Source organism: Streptosporangium sp. NPDC049376, assembly GCF_044466505.1.
Lineage (GTDB): Bacteria > Actinomycetota > Actinomycetes > Streptosporangiales > Streptosporangiaceae > Streptosporangium.
Genome location: NZ_JBITMT010000007.1, coordinates 1 through 19,446 on the forward strand (window position 1 = coordinate 1; position 19,446 = coordinate 19,446).

Annotated in this window: 19 protein-coding genes; 4 read left to right on the plus strand and 15 right to left on the minus strand. The window is 71.2% G+C overall.

The annotated features are described in order from the left end of the window. Window positions 1-91: 91 nt before the first annotated feature. The 9 genes from ACIBVQ_RS19495 to ACIBVQ_RS19535 all read right to left on the minus strand — a co-directional run bounded on the left by ACIBVQ_RS19495 (window position 92) and on the right by ACIBVQ_RS19535 (window position 8,209). Window positions 92-1,702 (minus strand): cation acetate symporter, encoded by a 1,611-nt coding sequence (locus tag ACIBVQ_RS19495; RefSeq protein WP_399178945.1) that lies wholly within the window; start codon window positions 1,700-1,702, stop codon window positions 92-94. Continuing rightward, window positions 1,699-2,007 (minus strand): DUF485 domain-containing protein, encoded by a 309-nt coding sequence (locus tag ACIBVQ_RS19500; RefSeq protein WP_386194638.1) that lies wholly within the window; start codon window positions 2,005-2,007, stop codon window positions 1,699-1,701. The genes ACIBVQ_RS19495 and ACIBVQ_RS19500 overlap by 4 nt, the downstream gene beginning before the upstream one ends. Before the next feature lie 196 nt (window positions 2,008-2,203). After that, on the minus strand, window positions 2,204-3,454 hold the full coding sequence (locus tag ACIBVQ_RS19505; RefSeq protein WP_352011585.1) for a YcaO-like family protein: 1,251 nt from the start codon (window positions 3,452-3,454) through the stop codon (window positions 2,204-2,206). Between the two features lie 5 nt (window positions 3,455-3,459). Further along, window positions 3,460-3,600, minus strand: a complete 141-nt coding sequence (locus ACIBVQ_RS19510; RefSeq protein ID WP_352011584.1) for a hypothetical protein — start codon at window positions 3,598-3,600, stop codon at window positions 3,460-3,462. A 78-nt stretch (window positions 3,601-3,678) separates the two neighbouring features. After that, window positions 3,679-5,178, minus strand: coding sequence for a cation acetate symporter (locus tag ACIBVQ_RS19515; protein WP_399178948.1), 1,500 nt, complete (start codon window positions 5,176-5,178; stop codon window positions 3,679-3,681). After that, entirely contained in the window at window positions 5,175-5,582 is a 408-nt protein-coding gene (locus ACIBVQ_RS19520) for a hypothetical protein (protein ID WP_352011582.1), read from the minus strand. The genes ACIBVQ_RS19515 and ACIBVQ_RS19520 overlap by 4 nt, the downstream gene beginning before the upstream one ends. Continuing rightward, window positions 5,579-6,340: a LytTR family DNA-binding domain-containing protein gene (locus ACIBVQ_RS19525; protein ID WP_352011581.1), complete on the minus strand. Its 762-nt coding sequence runs from the start codon at window positions 6,338-6,340 to the stop codon at window positions 5,579-5,581. Before ACIBVQ_RS19525 ends, ACIBVQ_RS19520 begins: the two co-directional genes overlap by 4 nt. A gap of 99 nt (window positions 6,341-6,439) precedes the next feature. After that, window positions 6,440-7,636 (minus strand): histidine kinase, encoded by a 1,197-nt coding sequence (locus tag ACIBVQ_RS19530; RefSeq protein ID WP_352011580.1) that lies wholly within the window; start codon window positions 7,634-7,636, stop codon window positions 6,440-6,442. A 126-nt stretch (window positions 7,637-7,762) separates the two neighbouring features. Continuing rightward, entirely contained in the window at window positions 7,763-8,209 is a 447-nt protein-coding gene (locus ACIBVQ_RS19535) for an HIT family protein (RefSeq protein ID WP_362911481.1), read from the minus strand. A gap of 68 nt (window positions 8,210-8,277) precedes the next feature. Here ACIBVQ_RS19535 and ACIBVQ_RS19540 point away from each other — a divergent pair, with 68 nt between their 5' ends. Next, window positions 8,278-9,015, plus strand: coding sequence for a TenA family protein (locus ACIBVQ_RS19540; RefSeq protein ID WP_352011578.1), 738 nt, complete (start codon window positions 8,278-8,280; stop codon window positions 9,013-9,015). Window positions 9,016-9,059: 44 nt separating this feature from the next. On the opposite strand, the gene ACIBVQ_RS19545 is transcribed toward ACIBVQ_RS19540, so the two are convergent. The 3 genes from ACIBVQ_RS19545 to ACIBVQ_RS19555 form a co-directional block, all read right to left on the minus strand. After that, window positions 9,060-9,650 (minus strand): hypothetical protein, encoded by a 591-nt coding sequence (locus ACIBVQ_RS19545; protein ID WP_362911483.1) that lies wholly within the window; start codon window positions 9,648-9,650, stop codon window positions 9,060-9,062. 303 nt (window positions 9,651-9,953) lie between these two features. Beyond that, entirely contained in the window at window positions 9,954-10,646 is a 693-nt protein-coding gene (locus ACIBVQ_RS19550; RefSeq protein WP_399178951.1) for a DUF3618 domain-containing protein, read from the minus strand. Continuing rightward, window positions 10,643-11,044, minus strand: a complete 402-nt coding sequence (locus ACIBVQ_RS19555) for a phage holin family protein (protein ID WP_352011575.1) — start codon at window positions 11,042-11,044, stop codon at window positions 10,643-10,645. The genes ACIBVQ_RS19550 and ACIBVQ_RS19555 overlap by 4 nt, the downstream gene beginning before the upstream one ends. 475 nt (window positions 11,045-11,519) lie before the next feature. Here ACIBVQ_RS19555 and ACIBVQ_RS19560 point away from each other — a divergent pair, with 475 nt between their 5' ends. Together ACIBVQ_RS19560 and ACIBVQ_RS19565 are read left to right on the plus strand one after the other, a co-directional pair. After that, complete coding sequence (locus ACIBVQ_RS19560) at window positions 11,520-12,716, plus strand: sensor histidine kinase (protein WP_352011574.1); 1,197 nt, start codon at window positions 11,520-11,522, stop codon at window positions 12,714-12,716. Next, window positions 12,713-13,381, plus strand: a complete 669-nt coding sequence (locus ACIBVQ_RS19565; RefSeq protein WP_352011573.1) for a response regulator transcription factor — start codon at window positions 12,713-12,715, stop codon at window positions 13,379-13,381. Before ACIBVQ_RS19560 ends, ACIBVQ_RS19565 begins: the two co-directional genes overlap by 4 nt. A gap of 22 nt (window positions 13,382-13,403) precedes the next feature. Here the strand turns inward: ACIBVQ_RS19565 and ACIBVQ_RS19570 are convergent, their stop codons facing one another. Then, entirely contained in the window at window positions 13,404-13,940 is a 537-nt protein-coding gene (locus ACIBVQ_RS19570; protein WP_362911694.1) for a GNAT family N-acetyltransferase, read from the minus strand. Window positions 13,941-14,053: 113 nt separating this feature from the next. Here ACIBVQ_RS19570 and ACIBVQ_RS19575 point away from each other — a divergent pair, with 113 nt between their 5' ends. Continuing rightward, a complete protein-coding gene (locus ACIBVQ_RS19575) occupies window positions 14,054-15,469 on the plus strand; it encodes an NERD domain-containing protein kinase family protein (RefSeq protein WP_352011572.1) in 1,416 nt (471 codons plus the stop codon). Between the two features lie 26 nt (window positions 15,470-15,495). Here the strand turns inward: ACIBVQ_RS19575 and ACIBVQ_RS19580 are convergent, their stop codons facing one another. Together ACIBVQ_RS19580 and ACIBVQ_RS19585 are read right to left on the minus strand one after the other, a co-directional pair. Then, entirely contained in the window at window positions 15,496-16,434 is a 939-nt protein-coding gene (locus tag ACIBVQ_RS19580; protein ID WP_352011571.1) for a diacylglycerol kinase family protein, read from the minus strand. A gap of 179 nt (window positions 16,435-16,613) precedes the next feature. Further along, window positions 16,614-19,346, minus strand: a complete 2,733-nt coding sequence (locus ACIBVQ_RS19585; RefSeq protein ID WP_362911485.1) for an immune inhibitor A domain-containing protein — start codon at window positions 19,344-19,346, stop codon at window positions 16,614-16,616. Between the last annotated feature and the right edge of the window lie 100 nt (window positions 19,347-19,446).

The following is a 19,446-nucleotide window of genomic DNA, read 5'->3' on the forward strand; positions in this document are numbered from 1 at the left end:
TCCGTCACATCAAAACGCGCCACGTCCGAGTTCTACCAGCCACAGCCAGCCCGCTCTCCGGCCCCACCGAGATCCGAACCCCGAACAGCTCCTAGTGCCGTACGGCCTGCTCGGCGCCGATGCCGGTGAGCGAGCGGACCTCGATCTCGGCGTACTTGCCCGGGTTGTACTCCTTGCTGAGCCGCGCGCCCACGTAACCCGCCAGGAAGCCCAGGGGGATCGAGACGATACCGGGGTTGCTCAGCGGGAACCAGTCGAAGTGGGCGTTGGGGAACAGCGAGGTCTTGCCTCCCGAGACGACCGGGGAGAAGATCACCAGGATCAGGGCCGACAGCAGGCCGCCGTAGATGGCCGAGACCGCCCCCGCGGTGTTGAAGCGCCGCCAGAACAGGCTGTAGAGGATGGCGGGCAGGTTGGCCGAGGCGGCGACCGCGAAGGCCAGCGAGACCAGGAAGGCCACGTTCTGCCCCTGGGCGAGGATGCCGAGCCCGATGGCGACCGCGCCGATGACGAAGGCCGAGATCCTGGCGACCAGGATCTCCTCCCTTTCGGTGACCTTGCCGCGCTTGAACACGTGGGCGTACAGGTCGTGGGCGAAGCTGGAGGAGGAGGCCAGCGTCAGACCGGCGACGACGGCCAGGATGGTCGCGAAGGCGACGGCGGCGATGACCGCGAGCAGGATCGTGCCGCCGACCTCGCCGAAGACGGCCCTGCCGACCGCCTCGGCGAGCTGTGGCGCCGCGGTGTTGCCCGCCTTGTCCTGCCCGGCGATCGCCTCGCCGCCGACCATCGCCGCCGCGCCGAAGCCGAGCACGAGGGTCAGCAGGTAGAAGACGCCGATGATGCCGATGCCCCACAGGACCGACTTGCGGGCCTCCTTGGCGGTGGGGACGGTGTAGAAGCGGATCAGGATGTGCGGCAGGCCGGCGGTGCCGAGCACCAGCGCCAGGCCGAGACTGATCAGGTCGATCTTCCCGGCCAGGCCCTGGGCGGCGGTGCCGTACTTCAGGCCGGGGATGAGGAAGGCGTCGCCCTTGCCGCTGCCCGTGGCGGCGGAGCCGAGCAGCCCGGAGATGTTGAAGCCGTACCGGCCGAGCACCAGCAGGGTGACCAGGGCCGCGCCGGTCATCAGCAGCACGGCCTTGACGATCTGCACCCAGGTGGTGCCCTTCATCCCGCCGACGACCACGTAGATGACCATCAGCAGGCCGACGCCGACGATCGTCAGCGCCTTGCCCGTCGAGGAGGTGATGCCGAGCAGCAGGCCGACCAGCGCGCCCGCGCCGACCATCTGGGCCAGCAGGTAGAAGATCGAGACGGTGATGGTCGACACGCCCGCGGCCGTGCGGACCGGGCGCGGGCTCATCCGGAAGGCCAGCACGTCGGCCATGGTGTACTTGCCGGAGTTGCGCATCAGCTCGGCGACCAGCAGCAGCGCGACCAGCCAGGCGACCAGGAAGCCGATCGAGTACAGGAAGCCGTCGTAGCCGGACAGGGCGATGATGCCCGCGATGCCGAGGAAGCTGGCGGCCGACATGTAGTCGCCGCCGATCGCCAGGCCGTTCTGCAGGCCGCTGAAGGAGCGCCCGCCCGCGTAGAAGTCGGCGGCGTCCTTGGTGTTGCGGCTGGCCCAGAAGGTGATGCCCAGCGTCGCCGCGACGAAGACCAGGAACAGTGCCGTGGAGAGCGTCTGGTGGCTCACGCCGCCTCCCTCTCGCGCTCGGCCTCACGGCGGAGCTCCTCGGCCAGCGGGTCCAGCCTGCGCTCGGCGTAGCGGGAGTAAGCCCAGGCGATCCAGAAGGTCGAGACGAACTGGAGCAGGCCGAGGATCAGTGCCACGTTGACGTTGCCGAAGAGTTTGACGCCCATGAAGTCACGCGCCCACCCGGACAGCACCACGTACAGCAGGTACCAGGCGAAGAAGGCCGCGGTCATCGGGAAGGCCCAGGACCGGAAGCGCCGTCTGAGCTCCTGGAAGCCCTCCTCACCCTCTATCCGTTCGTACACCGATGGTTCCTTACGCCTGGCGGTCATCGGACCTCCCGCATATGTGATGTGGATCACGGATAACGTAGGAGGGGACGGTACCCCGCGTGGAGTACCGCCGAGAGGCTCTTCGCCCAGGTGGCGTCGTGTCGCGGCAAGTTGGTGATGGTGTGCGGTGAAAGGTCCTTTCCGTGCGCCGAGCGGCCGAGTGAGCCCGTCAGCGGCGGCCCGCCAGGCGCCGCAGGGCCCTGCCGGTGGGCAGGACGGGCACCGCGCTGTGCACCATGGAGAACGCCTCAAGGCCGGGGACGATCACGGTGAGCACCGGGCACCTGTCGTGCTCCGGGTTCCACCGGAAGGAGTAGGCCCCGAACCCGGCGTGCCCGAGCGTCCGCAGGATCGCGGCGATCTGCTCGCCGACGCCCTGCCCGCCGTCCTCGGGGCCGGCCTCGGGCAGCTTCGCGTCGAAGACGACACGGTCGAGCAGCGGGGCGGGGTCGAGCCGGGCGCAGCGTTCGAGCAGCGGCCAGCGCCGCAGGCTCTCCAGCCTGCGGCCCAGGGTCAGGTCGACGCCGAGGGAGAGGTTGAACGACGACTGGACCACCTCGGTCAGCGCCCGCTCGACGGCGTACTCCGGGTCGAGGGAGGCGCCGGAGCCGATCACCCCCGGGTACGGCCCGGCCCGGGAGGGGAGCGCGCAGTAGACGGGGATGCCCAGGTCGGAGGTGATGTCGATGATGATGGGGAGCGCTCCCAGATAGGTCGCGGCCTCATCGTGCAGGCGCCGCAGGTCGGGCGGGAGACTCTCCGGGTCGAGCGCGGACAGTCTCGACCTCCCGCCGAGGTACCAGTCGAGGAGCGCGTGTGACAGCGCGTCCCGTTCGACGACCTCCAGCAGGCCGTGCAGGAGGGCGTCCTGCTCGCTGACCCCGGCCGCGGTGCCGTTGTCGTAGGCGTAGCGCAGGTAGGGCTCGTAGCGCAGGTCGTCCCCGGGGATCGGGTGACTGCGGCAGGAGGGCGAGCGGGAGAAGGCCGGGTACCACACCGGGGACCGTCCCGGGCTCAGCGGCTCGGCGCGCAGGCAGGCGAGACCGGCGTCCGGGTAGTCGCGGGCCAGGCGCTGGATCATCTCCTCACCGCGCAGCTCCGGCTGGGAGACCACCGTCCCGACCGGGATGGCCCGCACCCGCCCGCTGTCGTGGGCGAGCGCCGCCTGCCCCTCCTCGTGCTGGAGGTGCTGCCAGGCCTCGAACAGCGCGCTGACCGTGCTCTGGGCGCCGGCTCCCTTGCCGAGGGAGGCGGTGACCGCGCGGCCCTCGGGGTCGCGCACGGTGCAGCGGTGCACGGGGAACTCCGCCGACCCCGCCGAGACCAGCTCGGCCGAGAGCCCACGGTCGGCGAGTACGGACTCGATGACGGCGAGCGCGCCGGTCAGGCCGGTGCCGCGCTCGCGCTGGGCGCGCGCCATCGTCGTCAGAGGGTTCCGGGAGCGAACCGGACGGTGAAGAACTCGTCGAGGAGCACCCTTTCGGACAGGGTCACCGAGAAGTTGTCCTCCAGCTGGAACCCGTCCGGTTTGAGAAGCGACTGGCCGTTGGAGTTGCTGTTGCCCATCGCACGCTCCTGTTGTCACTCGAATAACAGAAATGTCCTTATATTACAGGCCATTTCGACATAAGTCATAGATCATTGTCAAGTAGAGCGGGGGCGCCAGTCACCCCGGTCGAGATCCAGCGTCTCCGGCGTGTGCAGGCGGACCATCGTCCTGGCCACACCGGGCGGGATACGGCTTCTGGTCAGCAACGAGACCACGACCATGACGGTGAACGCGACCGGCACCGACCACGCCGCGGGCTGGGCCAGCAACGCCCCGGCGAACCCGGTGTGCGGCCCCTCCCCGATCGTCAGCAGCACCGCCCCGCAGGCCAGGCCGCCGCCGACGACCAGCCCCGCCATCGCCCCCGGCGGCGTCAGGCGCCGCCACCAGATGCCCAGCACCAGCAACGGGCAGAAGGAGGAGGCCGAGACCGCGAAGGCGAGCCCGACCACGTCGGCGACCGGCAGCGAACGCGCCGACGAGGCGAACACCAGCGGTACGGCGACCGCGACCACCGCCGCGACACGGAAGGAACGGACCCCGCCCCGCAGGATGTCCTGCCCGATGACCCCCGCGACCGAGACGGTCAGCCCCGAGGAGGTGGACAGGAACGCCGCGAAGGCCCCCGCCGTCACCAGCGCGGTCAGCAGGTCGCCCGCGACGCCCCCGACGAGCCGCCCCGGCAGCGTCAGCACCACCATGTCGCTGCCCCGCAGCCCCGGCAGGTAGACCCGGCCCAGCGCGCCGTAGAGGGCCGGCATCAGATAGAACAGGCCCAGCAACGACAGCACCGCCAGCGTCGTACGGCGCGCCGCCCGCCCGTCCGGGTTGGTGTAGAAGCGCACCAGCACGTGCGGCAGCCCCATGGTCCCCAGGAACGTGGCCAGGATCAGCGAGTAGGTCGAGTAGAGGCCGTACTCCCTGCCGCCGGACAGCGGCAGCGCCCAGGTGGCCACGTCCCGCGCGCTCAGGCCGGGCGCGCCGTCCGCCCGCCAGGCCAGCACCAGGAAGACCAGCGGCACGGCCAGCGCGGTGAGCTTGAGCCAGTACTGGAAGGCCTGCACGAACGTGATCGAACGCATACCGCCCGACAGCACGTTCACCCCGACCACGCACGCGACCACCAGCCCGCCCGCCCAGTCGGGCGCCCCGGTGACGGCCCGCAGCACCAGCCCCGCGCTCTGGAACTGCGGCATCAGGTACAGCCAGCCGATCAGCACGACCAGCACCCCGGCCATCCGCCGTACGGCCATCGACTCCAGACGCGCCTCGGCGAAGTCGGGCAGCGTGTAGGCGCCGGAACGGCGCAGCGGCGCCGAGACCAGGACCAGCAGCACCAGGTAACCGCCGGTCCAGCCGACGGGCAGCCACAGCATGTCCGCGCCGTACAGCAGGATCAGCCCCGCGATGCCCAGGAAACTCGCCGCCGACAGATACTCCCCGCCGATCGCGGAGGCGTTCCACAGCGGGGAGACCGTGCGGGAGGCGACGTAGAAGTCGGAGGTCGTGCGGGACAGGCGGATGCCGAACGCCCCGATCAGCACCGTGGTGAGCATCACCAGCACGACCGCGGCCACACCGTAGACGACGTTCACCCCGCCCGGTCCACCAGGTCGGCGAAGTGGCGCTCGTTGCGCTCCGCCTGCCGTACGTACAGCCACGCGCCGATGACGAAGACCGGGTAGATCACGCCCGCCAGCACGACCCACGGCAGGGGGACACCCAGCACCAGGACCGCGCGCAGCTCGGGCACGAGCAGGAACAGCAGCGGCAGGCCGCCGACCACGCAGGCCAGCACGGTGCACACGAACAGGGCGAGCCGGAACTGGGTGCGCACCAGTGAGCGCATGTAGACCTCGCCGAGGCTGGTCTGCTCGTCGATCTCCCTGGTCACCGGGTAACGGGGGTTGCGGGCCGCCGTGGTGCGCGGGCTGGTCACCACCTCGCGGCGCGGGCGGCCCTCGTCCCCGCGCGGGTGCTCCGCCCCCGCCCTGCTCACTCGGGCCTGCCCTTGCGCGCCCTGCGGACCAGCAGGTCGCGAAGCTCCCGGGTGTGCCTGCGGCTGACCGGGATCTCGGTCCCGCAGACGCGCACCACGCACCGCCCCGAGTCGATGTGCAGCTCGTCGATGTGCTTGACGGCCACCAGGTGGCTGCGGTGCACACGCACGAACCCCGCCGAGGACCACCGCTCCTCCAGGGTCGCCAGCGAGATGCGGACCAGGTGGCTGCCGCCCGCGGTGTGCAGGCGCGCGTAGTCGCCCTGCGCCTCGACGTAGCGCACCTCGGTGCTGGCCACGAAGCGGGTCACCCCGCCCAGCTCGACCGGGATCGTGCCCGGCCCCGCCCGGCTCGCCCCGTCCCCGTCCGGCAGCTCGGCCGACACGCACACCCGTCGTACGGCCTCGGCCAGCCGTTCGGGCCTGACGGGCTTGAGCAGGTAGTCCTCCGCCTTGATCTCGAAGGCGTCCACCGCGTGTTCCTCGTAGGCGGTCACGAACACCACCCGGGGTGGGTTGGCGAACTGCGACAGCAGCCTGCCCAGCACCACCCCGTCCAGGCCGCGCATCCGGATGTCGAGGAAGACGGCGTCGATCGGACGCCCGTCGGCGATCGCCCGGTCGAGCACGCGCAGCGCCGCGGCGCCGTCCCTCGCCTGCGCGACCTCTCCGATTCTCGGGTCGTCCCGCAGCAGGTAGGCCAGGTCCTCCAGGGCGGGAAGTTCGTCGTCGACGGCCAGGACTCGAAGACCGGTCACGGGCACTCCTCCGGATCGTCGAGGGGGAATCCCTAGAGGGTGATGAATCAGACATCACCTGTCAACAGTTCCTGACCTGCCGAATCCACAGAAAGGTGTTCAGTGGGCGGAGACACCCGGGTGGTACTTCGGCACACGGACGCTCACCTTGGTTCCCGCGCCCTTGCCGGTCTCGGCCACCAGGCCGTACTCGTCACCGTAGACCTGACGCAACCGCTCGTCCACGTTGGCCAGGCCGACCCCGCCCGTCCCCGAGCGCTCCTCCGCGTCCCCGGCCAGGATGCGGCGCAGCCGTTCGGGGTCCATGCCGACGCCGTCGTCCTCCACGCTGATCCGGCACTCGGCCCCGGCGTCCTCGGCGATGATCGAGATGCGGCCGATGCCCGGCTTGCTCTCCAGGCCGTGCCTGACCGCGTTCTCCACCAGCGGCTGCAGGCACAGGAACGGCACGGCGACCGCGAGCACCTCCGGGGCGATCCGCAGCGTCACCTGGAGCTGGTCGCCGAACCTGGCGCGTTCCAGGGTCAGGTAGCGGTCGATGGACCGCAGCTCCTCGGCCAGCGTGGTGAACTCCCCGTGCCGCCTGAAGGAGTAGCGGGTGAAGTCGGCGAAGTCCAGCAGCAGCTCACGGGAGCGGTTGGGGTCGGAGCGCACGAAGCTGGCGATGGTCGTCAGCGAGTTGTAGATGAAGTGCGGGGAGATCTGCGCGCGCAGCGCGCGGACCTCGGCCTCCATCAGCCGCGTCCGCGAACGGTCGAGCTCGGCCAGCTCCAGCTGGGAGTCGACCCAGCTGGCCACCTCGTGGGTGGCCCTGACCAGGCCGGCCGAGGCGTGCCCGCCGTAGGCCGCCAGGGAGCCGACCACCCGGCCGTCCGTGGTGAGCGGCACCACGACGGCGTATCTGATCGGGCACTCCGGGATGTCGCACGAGACGACCTCGGGGCCGAGCACCTGGGTACGGCCCCCGCCGAGGGTCTTGGCCGCGTAGGCGAACGCCTCGGCGGCGTGGTGCTCCCCCTCGCCGTCGTAGACCAGAAGACGCTGCCCGTCGGTGATGGCCAGCGCCGGGGAGCCCAGCAGCTCGCGCAGATGCCGCGAGGCCTTCTGGGTGCCCGCCTCGGTGAGCCCGGCCCGCAGCGGCGGCGCGGCCAGGGAGGCGGTGTGCAGGGTCTCGAAGGTGGCGCGCTCGGCCGGGCTGCTGCCCAGCTCGCGCCTGCCGCGCAGCACGCGCCACAGCACCAGGGCCGGGACGCCCACCAGGGCGGCTACGAGCAGCGCGGCGACGAGGGGTTCCACGTCCCGGACCCTATCCTCGCACGTGGGTCGGCGCCCCTCCGACGGAGATCAGATCCCCTCCCCATGCCTTTACGTTGTAGATCAAAGACATGCCGACCGGCCCGGACCCCTTCAGGAACACCACTTTCAGGACGTCCGCGCCGAGGGGCTGAAAGGCGTGAGGGCCTCACGGACACGCAGGGCGTACGACGCGGCCTCCCCCGGGCCGTCGTAGGCGGTCCGGGGCCAGAAGAAGCCGCGCAGGCCGTCCTTGCGGTTGCGGGGCACCACGTGGACGTGCAGGTGCGGCACGCTCTGACTGATCCGGTTGTTCATCGCGACGAACGTGCCACCCGCGCCGAGCCCCCGCTCGACGGCGGCGGCGACCGCCTGGACCCGCTGGAAGAACGGGCCGACCGAGGCGGGAGGCAGGTCGGTGAGGGTCTCGGCGTGCGCGGCGGGGGCGACCAGGACGTGCCCCTTGAAGACGGGCCGGATGTCCAGGAAGGCGGTGGCCACCTCATCGGAGAACACCACCTCTCCCGGCCGCTCCCCCGTCGTGATGGCGCAGAACAGGCATCCCTCGGCTGGCATCCCCCCAGGATAGAGGGGGCGCGACTAGCATTCACCCCGGTCGTGTTCCCGTCCGCGAGGAGAAACCCGTGTCCGCAGAGCCCCGTCAGACCCCCTGGAGCGACTCCTACGACGGGTGGCGGGCGGACGCCGCGGACCCGGCCTTCAGCGAGTGGCTGCGCTCCGGCTCCGAGCCGGAGTGGACGGCGGTCGTCACCCACCCGTTCGCCGCCTCCATCACCCGGGGGCTGACCTCTGAGGAGGCCATGCGCCGCTACCTGGTGCAGGACTTCCAGTTCGTCGACTCCTTCACCGCGCTGCTCGGCGCCGCCGTCGCCGCCGCGGACAACTTCGAGTCACGGGTGCCGTTCGGCCGCTTCCTCGGCGAGACCGCGACGACGGAGGAGAAGACCTACTTCCACCGGGCGCTGGCCGCCCTCGGCGCGAGTGAGGCCGAGCTGACCGCTCCCCCGCTCGAACCGGTGACGGCCGACTTCCGCGCGCTGATGGACGAGGCCAGAAGGAGCCTGGACTACCCGGCCATCCTGGCGGTCCTGTGCGTGGCGGAGTGGAGCTACCTCGGCTGGGCGAGCCTGGCCGAGGAGCCGCTGCCCGGCGGTCCCGGCGGCCCGGGGAGCTTCGTGCACCGTGAGTGGATCGAGTTGCACGAGGGACCCGCGTTCCGCGCCTGGGTCGCCTTCCTGCGCGGCGAGCTCGACCGCCTCGGCCCCGCGCTCCCCGCGCGGGAGCAGGCCCGTGTGCTCGACGTCTTCCGCCGGGCCGTACGGCTTGAACTGCGCTTCTTCGACATGGCCGCCGGTTCGTGAGAGCCGGCCGCCGGGGCTCCCGCGGGCCCCGGCGGCGGCCGACGTCAGGAACGCACCTTCGTGACGACGGTCTTGGTGAAACGGAAGACGCAGAACCGGTCACGCGCGGCGGCGCGGCCGTAGTGCCGCTCGAAATCCTTCTGGCCGAGGCCGTCGACGCTGTCGAAGCCCAGTCTGGCCACCGCCGTCCTGCCGCCGTGACGGGCGAGGGTGGTGCTCAGGACGATCCTGCCCTTGTGCGGAACCGGCTTGGAGACGTCGCTGGGAACCTCGCACCACAGGCCGTCACGGTACTTGTGGCAGGGGAAGGTGGCCACCTTCCTGCCCGAGGGGTCCATGAGGGTCGCCGTGCGCGGGGCCTTCGCGCCCCTGGGGAGGGTGCCGCCGACCCAGAAGGAGGCCCAGTAGGGGGCGAAGGACTCCATCCAGGTCATGGAGTAGTCGAGGGTGTAGGTGACGCGCCCGCCCTGGTGGACGCGCGGGGTCCCCTTGGCCTTGAGCTTGATCTTGACGAGGGGTTCCCGTTCGCACTTCTCCACCGCGCTGACGCAGGTCGCCGCCTGCGCGGGGGCGATGGGTGACAGGGCGACCGCGACGAGGGCGAGACCCGTGGTGAGGCCGAGAGCTCGGCGCATGAGTCCTCCTGGGGGGATCGGCCGGAGAGGGGGTCGTACCCTGCGGCGATCCCCGCTCCGGACTCGGGAGGCGCCACATCGGGAGGCCGTGGCCACCTCACGGCGGACAAGACCTCCCGCACCGATCACTACGTACGGACGGCCGGAACGGTTCAGCGGGGAGTCACCGGTCCCCCGGATACCGGGCGGGCGGAAAGGAGGGGGTCCGCCGCCCACCCGGAAACGGCCAGATTACCCCGCCGCCCCCCGAATCCGCCCATCCCAAAACATCACCAGGTCACGGGTGGCGGGCTGTGGAGCGTTCTACCTCCTCCGGCCGCGCCTCATCAGGCGGAACACGACCAGGCCGACGGCCGCCGTGACGGCCGCCACGGCCGCGGCCGCGACGGGACGCCTGGCCGCCCGCGTGGTGACCTCGTCGGCAGCCCGCCGCACGTCGGCCGGGGTGGTCCGCCTGACCCGCTCGGCGACCCCGGTCGCGGTGGCCGCGGTGGCCGCGCCCGCCCGGCGCAACTCGTCGCCGACCTGGGCGGCCGTCTCGTGCACACGCCCTCGCACGTCGGTCTTGCGCACCAGCGCCTCCACGGTCTCCCCCAGTTCGCGGCGGTCCCGCTCGATGTCCCGCCGTACGGACTCCCGGCTCGTTCCCCCGGCCTCGCCCGTCTCCTTCCCGTGGGCCTTCTCCGGAGACCTCTCCGGAGCCCCTGTGGCCTTCCCTGTGGCTCTCTCTGCGGCCTTCCCGGGGGCCTTCCCGGGGGTCCGCCGGACGGCTGTGGGCTGTCCGGTACCCCCGTCCCCCTCGACGAGGCTGGGCGTGCCGTCGCCCCCCTCACCCGTGGGCGCCGAGGAGGGGCCCCCGCCCGGCTGTTTGGGCGGGACGTTCAGCGACATCCTCTCGTCGGGGGCCACCGGGGCGCCGACCCGCTGTCTGTGGGCGCCGACCGTGCCCGCGTCCCAGATCTCGTCCTTCGGAGTTCCGTTGTCGCTCTCGCTCATCGGTGCGCACTCTCCTTCACCATGCCGATGTCCTCCCTGAGGCTCTCGATGGTCAGCTCGGGAGCGGGCGGAACGGCCTCGGACACCTGCCGTTTGCCGAGGAGCCCCAGAACGGCGGCCACGGCCAGGAGCACGACGCCCACGACGGCGGCGGCGACCCAGGCGGGCATCACCAGGGCGAGAAGCAGGATCACCGCGGCCACCAGGCAGCCGCCGCCGTACAGGGCCACCACACCGGCCCCGCCGAACAGCCCCGCCCCGAGCCCGGCGTGTCTGCCCTTCTCCGCGAACTCCAGCTTCGCCAGGCGAAGCTCGTCCCTGACGAGGCGGGAGACCTCCTGTGACATCCGCCGGATCAGCTCGGCGGTCGACAGCGTGTCCTTGGGATTGCCGATCATGGCGTTCCTCCTCCCTACAGGAGAAGGCGCCTACCCTGTGGCGGGCCGGCAAACCCCAGGTCACCGACGATTGATCGGGCCGTTGCCCGTCCTTTCCCCGCGGCCACGCGCCCTTTCCCCGCGCCTCACGGCGCGGGCCGCACCGGCCGCACCGGCCCGTGACCTCGAAAGCCGCCCCCGTGCACGCCTTCGAGGGCCCGTCCACGGCCGGCGCCCCGGGTGGAGAGCTCCGGGGCGCCGGCCGTGGACGCCGGAGCCGCCGGCGGAACCCACGTCAGACGGCCCCTGACAACGAGGCCGTCGTCCCACAGCGGACTCACCGTAAGCCGTGCGAGACCCGGTCCACATCGGCCCGCGGGCGGATACGGCCGTGACCCGCGCGGTAGGCGCGGCGCGGCCGTACAACTTCCGCGGTACGGTCACTCATCCACCGGCTCGATGAGAGGACGGTCCGCGCCTGGCTAGCATGCCGCGCATGCGGGCAACAGTGACGGCACTCGCGCGGCGGGTGGGTGAGGTCGACCCACGGATCGTCGACACCCTGCTGGCCGTCGCGCTCACCGGGATCACCCTGGTGTGGGCCGTCAAGGACCAGACCGGCACCTGGTTGCGTCCCGACACGGTCGCGATCCTGCTGACCTGCGCGGCCAACCTCCCCGTCGCCGTACGGCGGCACGCGCCCATGACCGCGCTCCTGCTGTGCGTCGCCGCGTCCCTGTGGCACCACAGTCTGGGCTACCAGCCGAACGTGAACAACTTCTCCGTCCTGCTGACGCTCTACACCGTGACCGTACGGCGCTCGCTCGCGGCCGGGGTCGCCGGGGTCCTGGCCGCGGCCTCGGTCTGGTGGTGGTCCTCGCTCGCGGCGTCGAAGGACATGGCGGCGCTGAACCTGGCGCAGAGCGTGCTGATCGTCCTGACGGCCTGGACGCTCGGCCTGGGCACCCGAAGGCTCGCCGACCGCAACAGGCGCCTGGCCGACCTCTCCGAGCGGCTCGGATACGAGCAGGAGGCGCGGGCGAGGCGCGCGGTCACCGAGGAGCGGGTGCGCATCGCCAGGGAGCTGCACGACATCGTCGCCCACCACATGTCGGTGATCTCGGTGCAGGCGGGGCTGGCCCGTTACGTGTTCGCCAGCGACCCGGGGACGGCCAGGACCGCGCTGGCCACGGTCGCCGACACCAGCCACGAGGCCCTTGAGGAGATGCGGCGGCTGCTGGCGGTGCTCAGGGTCGACCGGCGGCCGGGCATCGACGGCGTCTACGACCCGACCCCCGGCCTGCCCCAGCTCGGTCAGCTCGTCGAGCGCGTCCGCGCCGCCGGGGTCGAGGTCGCCCTCGACGTGTCGGGCAAGGCGAGGCGGCTCAACCCCGGGGTCGAGCTGTGCGCCTACCGGGTGGTCCAGGAGAGCCTGACCAACGTCATCAAGCACGCGCTGCCCGCCCACGCCTCGGTACGGCTGCGCTACGACTGTGAGGAGCTGATCATCACGGTCACCGACGACGGCGCCGTCCCGCAGGGGGACGAGGGGGGCGGCCTCGGGTTGATCGGGATGCGCGAACGGGTCAGGCTCTACGGGGGCGAGATGCGCGCGGGACCGCTGCCGGGAGGCGGGTTCGAGGTCACGGTGACGTTGCCGCTCTCAGCCCCTCAGGAGCGAGGAGACCAATGATCAAGGTACTGGTCGTCGACGACCAGATCCTGGTGCGGGCCGGGTTCGCGGCGCTGATCCGGGCCACCCCCGACCTGGAGGTCGCCGGGGAGGCCTCCGGCGGGCAGGAGGCCGTCGCCATGGCGGGCTCGACCCGCCCGGACGTGATCCTGATGGACGTGCGGATGCCCGACCTGAACGGCATCGCGGCGACCGAGCGCATCCTGGCCACGACGGGCCCGGCCCAGCCGAAGGTGCTGATCCTGACGACCTTCGACCTCGACGAGTACGTCTACGACGCGCTGCGGGCCGGGGCGTCCGGCTTCCTGCTCAAGGACACCCCTCCCGAGCGGCTGATCGCGGCCGTCCGCACCATCGCCGCCGGGGACATGCTGTTCGCGCCGACCGTGACGCGCCGCCTGGTCGAGGCCTACACCAGGGAGAAGGACACCGCGCTCGTCTCGTGGACGGGGCTCGACACACTCACCGCCAGGGAGACGGAGGTGCTGCGCCTGGTCGGCAGGGCGCTGTCGAACGGGGAGATCGCCGACGAGCTGCAGGTGAGCGAGGCGACGGTCAAGACCCACCTGAACCGGACGATGACCAAGCTCGGGCTGTCGAGCCGCGCCCAGGTGGTCGCCCTGGCCTACGAGACCGGCCTGGTCAGCCCGCGGCACGGCCGCTGAGCGCCCCGCCGTACGGCCCGGGTCAGGGGGTGTCCCCGGGGGTCAGGGTGTGCAGGTGGAACTCCTCCGTCCCCTCCTCCTCGACCCACGAGGGCTCCGACAGGAGCCTGGTCAGGACGAACCCGCCCTTGACCGCGACCCGGCACGAGGCGGCGTTGCCCGTGGCGTGCCGCAGGTCGAGGCGGGAGAGGCCGAGGAAGCCGAACGCCCAGCGCCCGACGACGCCCAGCGCCCGGGTGGCCACGCCGAGGCCCCTGGCGGAGGGCAGCACCCAGTAGCCGACCTCCCCGTGGCCGCGGGCCGCGCCGGTGCCGATCCTGACCCTGATGTGGCCGAGCACCTCGCCGGTCGTCGCGCCGGTGACGGCGAAGGAGGCCTCCGAGCCGTCGGACCAGCCGAGCGCGCGCTGGGCGAGCCAGGCCCGCTCGTCGGCTCCCTCGGGCAGGCCGGTCGCCCAGCGGCGGATCCGTGGATCCCGCAGGGCCAGCGCCGCCGCCACGGCGTCGGCCTCCGACAGGTTCCACGGACGCAGGTGCAACGCTCCGGCGGTGATCTCCATGGGTTCCACGTCCGCCGAGCCTACTTTCGCGGAGTGGCGAAAAGTAGTGACAGGCGAGATCATGAGACCCTTGCCCTACTTCAAGTACAGAGAAGAAGGGCGGCACGCTAGAGATGGCACAGATCGTCGGTGGCGGGCGCCCGGTCAACGACGCGGAGCGGCGGGTCATCGCGCATCTGCGGGACAGCGCGCCGGACGACTGGCTGCTGCTGCACAACATCGAGGTGCCCCGTGGCGACGACGCCTTCGAGGTGGACCTGATCGTCGTGACCGGCCACTCGCTCTGTGTCATCGACGTCAAGGGCACCCGGGGCAGGATCGAGGTGGCCGGGACGCGGTGGTTCCCCGCGCGGCGGGACGCCTTCGGCTCCCCCGTGGCCAAGCTGCGCGGCAACGGGCGGGCGCTGAAGGGCCTTCTCACCCAGAGCCACCGGGAGCTCGAACGGGTCTACGTCGACAGCGTCGTCGTGCTGACGGGCGCCGACGCCGAGCTCGTCGACCCGGCGGGCCGTGACGCGCGGCACGTCACCGACCTGGCGGGGCTGGTCGCCATGCTGAGCGACGTCTCCCGGGTCAGGCGGGGATACACCCCGGACGCCAGGCCGTACCGCACGGCGGTGATCGAGGCGCTGAACGGCAGCGTGCGGCGGTCGACCTCGCCGCCGCGCTTCGGCAACTGGGAGGTCGAGGAGCAGCTCGGCGGGGACAACCGGACCACCGAGTACCGGGCGATCAACGCGACGCTGCCGGGCAGCGAGACGGTCCTGCTGCGGGTCTACCGCGCCGACCCGCTGGCCGAGGAGGAGCCCAGGGCGGCCGAGCGGCGGCTGATCGCCAACGCCTACCAGTCGCTCACCCGCATCCCCCCGCACCCGTGCGTCGTGCGCTCGCGTGACTTCTTCGCCATCGACGACGAGAGCCGGTTCGTGCTGGTCCTGGACGACGTGCACGGCCAGGCGCTGCACCTGTACATGTCCCAGGCGGGCAGGCGGCCGTCGGTCGAGGCCGAGCTCGACGTGGTCGAGGACATGTTGCTCGGGCTGGCCCACGTCCACGCCAACAACGTCATCCACCGGGCGCTCAGTCCCGCCCGCGTCCTGGTCACCGAGGACGGCAGGGCCATGCTGACCGGGTTCGACTACGCCAAGCCCGGTCCGCGTCCGCACACGGTGGCCAACGAGCTGCCCAACGTGCTCGACACCCACTACGTCGCCCCCGAGTGCCAGGCCAGGCCGGAGCGGATGACCGCCGCCGCCGACGTGTACGCGGCGGGGGTGATCGCCTTCCAGCTGCTGACCGGCGGGCTGCCCGCGCCGGGGTCGGACGCCGTGGGCCAGGCGCGTCCCGGCGTGCCCGCCGAGGTGATGGAGCTGCTGCGCCGGATGCGCGACCCCTCCTCCGCCGGGCGCCCCTCGGCCGCCGAGGCCCTCGACGACCTGCGCAGGGCGCGGGAGGGGCTTGCCCCCGCGCGGGAGCCGATGCTGCTCGGCAGGCTGCGCAACCGCTTCCTGCGGTCCTCCCGCCGCTAGGTCCCGCCTCCGTACGGCCCCGCGCGTCAGGAGTCGACGAAGTCGTCCGTGACCATGACGCGCAGGCCGTTGGGAACGGTCCTGATCGTGATCGGGGTCATCAGGCGCACCTCGCCGTCGACGTCGGCCGCCAGCGGCGGGTCGGTCTCCAGGTACATCTCCTGACCGACGACGAAGGGACCGCCCGCGAGGCTGCGCCAGCGGCCGGTCGTCGCCCGTACCAGGGTCTCCACCAGCAGCCTCAGCCGTTTGCCCGAACCGAGCTGGTAGGCCACGAGCCTGCCGTTGTCGATGCTGATGTCCCTGGCCACCTGCCAGCCGCCGTGGAAACGGCCGTTGGCGATGTTGAGCTGGTGGGTGAGCAGCTCGTGGCGGCGGCCGTCGGCCGTGATGAAGGCGCGGAAGGGCCGGTGGCGGGGCAGGATCGTCAGCGCGGTGAGCGGGTAGGCGGCCCGCCCGAGCAGGCGTTTGAGCCAGGGCCTCACGGTGCCCGCGACCTCGACGGAGACGCCGAAGCTGGCCAGGTTGGCGAACTCCCTGTCACCGGCGACGCCTAGGTCGACGTCGGCGACCTTGCCGGTGCGGAAGACCCTGATCGCGCCCGGCAGGTCGAGGGGCAGCCCGAGGCTGCGGGCGAAGTTGTTGGTCGTGCCGAGCGGCAGCACGCCCAGGGCCACGTCCCGGTGCGCGACGTGCTTGACGGCGGCGCTGAGCGTGCCGTCCCCGCCGCCGACGATGAGCAGGTCGGGCCGTTCGGCCAGGGCCGTGTCCAGGGTGGCGCGCAGACGGCGGGGGTCGACCACGGCGAAGGTGCGGATCGGCTCGAAGCCCTCGGCGCGCAGCGTGGCGACCACCCGGGGGTAGAGACGGCGGCCCCTGCGCGAGTGGGTGTTGACCACCACGCAGACCCTGCGCCCGGTCCTGATGGCCTCGGTGTGCTCTGCCTTGCCTCGTAACTCGCCCACGCCGCCCCTTCCGGTCCACTGCCTTCCCGTCAGATCGTAGGGCCCGCCGGATCGTGGGGCTGCGCCCGCGGCCGGGTACGGCGGACGCCCGGCCGGAAAGGTCCGGCCGGGCGTCCTGGTGTCTCACCGTTCGCCGGGGTCGTCCCCGCCCGGGTGGGCCCGGACGGGGACGCGCCGGGTCACTTCTTGGGCGGGGTCACCTGGAGGAGGACACCGAGGTTGCCGGGGAGCGGGGCGAGCAGCTTGAACTTCACGCCCAGGGCCTTGCCCTCGTCACCGGGGTTACCGCTGCCCAGGACGTTGCCGTTGCCCAGGTCGACGCCGTACACGTCGGTCGCGGGGGTGCCGTCGGGGTTGACCACCCGGGTGCTGTACTGCTGGTCGCCCTTGGAGGGGACGACCACCGAGGCGTCGAAGTCACGGTAGTACAGGCTGCCGTCACGCAGTTCGAACCCGGGGTACCAGGTCTTGGCGTCGGTGAACTCGCGCACACCGGGCAGCGCGGCGGTGTTGGTGCAGTACTCGCTGAAGGGCTCGTTCGGCCCCTCGATGCACTCCTTGAAGGGGTAGGTCTTGCCGAAGGTGAAGGCCGCGTTGGAGGTCTGCACGCGTCCCTGCATGTTCTTCAGGATGGTCGTGTCCTTGGTCGCGGCCACGCCGGTCCGCCGCAGCGGCTCGAAGTGGGAGTCGACCAGGAGCAGGCTGCCCTTGGAGCCGATGCTCGGCGACAGTTCGAGGTTGTTGCTCAGGACGTTGTTGGTGAAGGTCGAGTCGCGGTACCAGACGAGCAGGCCGGGAGCGTTGTACTTGACCTTCTCCACCTTCCACGAGCCGTCGCGCGAGTAGTCGGTGGTGTAGGTGTACTGCAGGCCCTTGTCGAAGCCGTCGAAGTTACGCCACTCGGCGAGGTAGAACCGGGAGACCTCACGGAAGCCGTCGTTGATGCCCCAGCCCTGGCCGTGGGTGTTGGTGTAGGTGCCACCGCTGGCCGTCCAGCCCTGGTTGCCACCCTCGACGTCGTCGCTCCAGACGGTCTGGGCGCCGTTGGTCAGCGAGAAGTCGTCGGCGTGCCAGCTGCGCGGGGTGAAGGCGGCGTCGGTGTTGTAGACGAGCCTGAGCTTGACCGTCTTGCCCGCGTAGGGGGCCAGGTCGACGTAGTCGTGCCGCCAGCCGTTGGTGTTGCCGGTGAGGGCGTACTTCCTGTTGTTGAACTTGGAGAGGTTCTTGTTCGGGTCCGGGTAGTCGTCACCGGTGGAGACCAGGGCGCCGCCCTCGGTGTAGACCTTCTGCTGGCTCCAGGTGGCGCCGTTGTCCGTGGAGACCTCGATGAAGCCGAAGTCCCAGTCCTCCTCGATCTCGTAGTTGTTCCAGAGCCAGAACTTCACGTCCGTGCCGGCGGGCACCTGGACGTCGCGGGTGAGCTTGACGTCGGCCCACTCCTGGTCGAGGTTGGACCACCACATCTTGGTGCCGCTGTGCGGCTCGACCATCTTCAGCGGCGCGCTGTCCAGGTTCACCCGGACGCCGTCCTCGGTGAACTTGGGCGTGCGCGAGGACTGACCGACGGTCACGACGCGGCTGCGGTCACCGGGGTTGAAGACCTTGGGGTTGGCCCAGCCGAGGATCCACTTGTCCCACAGACCCATGTGGGTCGGCATCGACTGGAAGATCGGGCCGCTGTGGGAGCCGGCCGACATGAGGTCCCAGAAGTCGACGGCCGAGGAGGCGCTGCCCGTGGTGTCGTAGAGGTCGGGCAGACCGAGGTCGTGACCGTACTCGTGGGCGAAGACGCCGACGCCGGAGTCCTCGGGCTGAACGATGTAGTTGGAGATCTTCACGTCCTTGCCGGGGACCTTGTAGCCACCCGCGACGGCGCTGGAGTGCGCCCAGATCGCGTAGGTGCCCTCGGCGCCGCCGTCGGAGGACTTGTCCTTGCCCGCGTGGACCAGAACGAGGTGGTCGACCACGCCGTCGGGCTCGGCGAAGTTGCCGTCACCGTCGGAGTCGGCGACGTCCTCGACGTCGTAGTCCGCCCACGGGAAGTTCGGGTTGGCGGCGGCCAGGGTGTCGACCGCGTCGATCGCGAGCTGGCCGGGGCCGAGCGGGTTGCTCGGGTGGCCGCTCATGTCCTGCGCTTCCTTGCCACAGGCGCGGGCGCCGTAGTAGGCCTCGGAGTGCGGGACCTTGACCCACGGGGTGGCCTCTCCGGTGACCGTGTAGGCGCCCTTGGACAGCTCCTCGTACATGTTCCGCATCGTGGAGCCGGCGATGTTGATGCCCTTGCGACCGTCCCGGGGGTCGGTCAGGTCGGTACGGACCCTCTTGGTGATGCCTTCCTTGCTGTAAAGCATCTTGTTGAAGTGGTCCGGGCTGAAATCAGGCACCCAGAAACTGTTGTTGTCCTTGTGTGCCAAGGACGCGGGGTCGGGAATCTTGTTATGCAGCGGGCCGTTGAGCAGGGTGCCCGGCGGCTCGGTGACGCAGTTCGCCGGGTCGTCGTCGTTGACGTTCGGCGGGCGCTTGAAGCCCGAGAAGTCGTCGTTGGCCTTGTCGTTGAACTCCACCAGGACGGTGAGGAGTTTGGCCTGCTTGGCGACCTTGGCCTTCTTGAACAGGAAGTCGGCGGGGTTGATGCCGGTCCTGATCGCCTCCGCCTCGCGCGCGGCCAGAACGCGTGCCGCGGCGGGGTTACCCTCGGAATACTTGTGGGCGATCTGCCTTGACGGGCTGATCCGGCGCTCCTTGGAGTTCGGCGCGGCCGGGTCCTGCACCTCGGGCTCGTCCCTGGGTGTGGCGTAGTTGATGTAGTAGTCGGCTGCGGTCGGCTGGTACCTCGCAACCGTGGTGTCCACCGTGGTGTCCGCCTGAGCCGACACTCCTCCCGCCGCCAGTCCCGCAGCGGCCAGGCCCACGACGGGCACTATCGCGAGCAGGCGCCTTCGAGCACCCCTGCCTTTGCTGGACAACGCTTACCCTCCCTGCCCGGGTTCGCCGGGCGCGAACGTCCCAGAT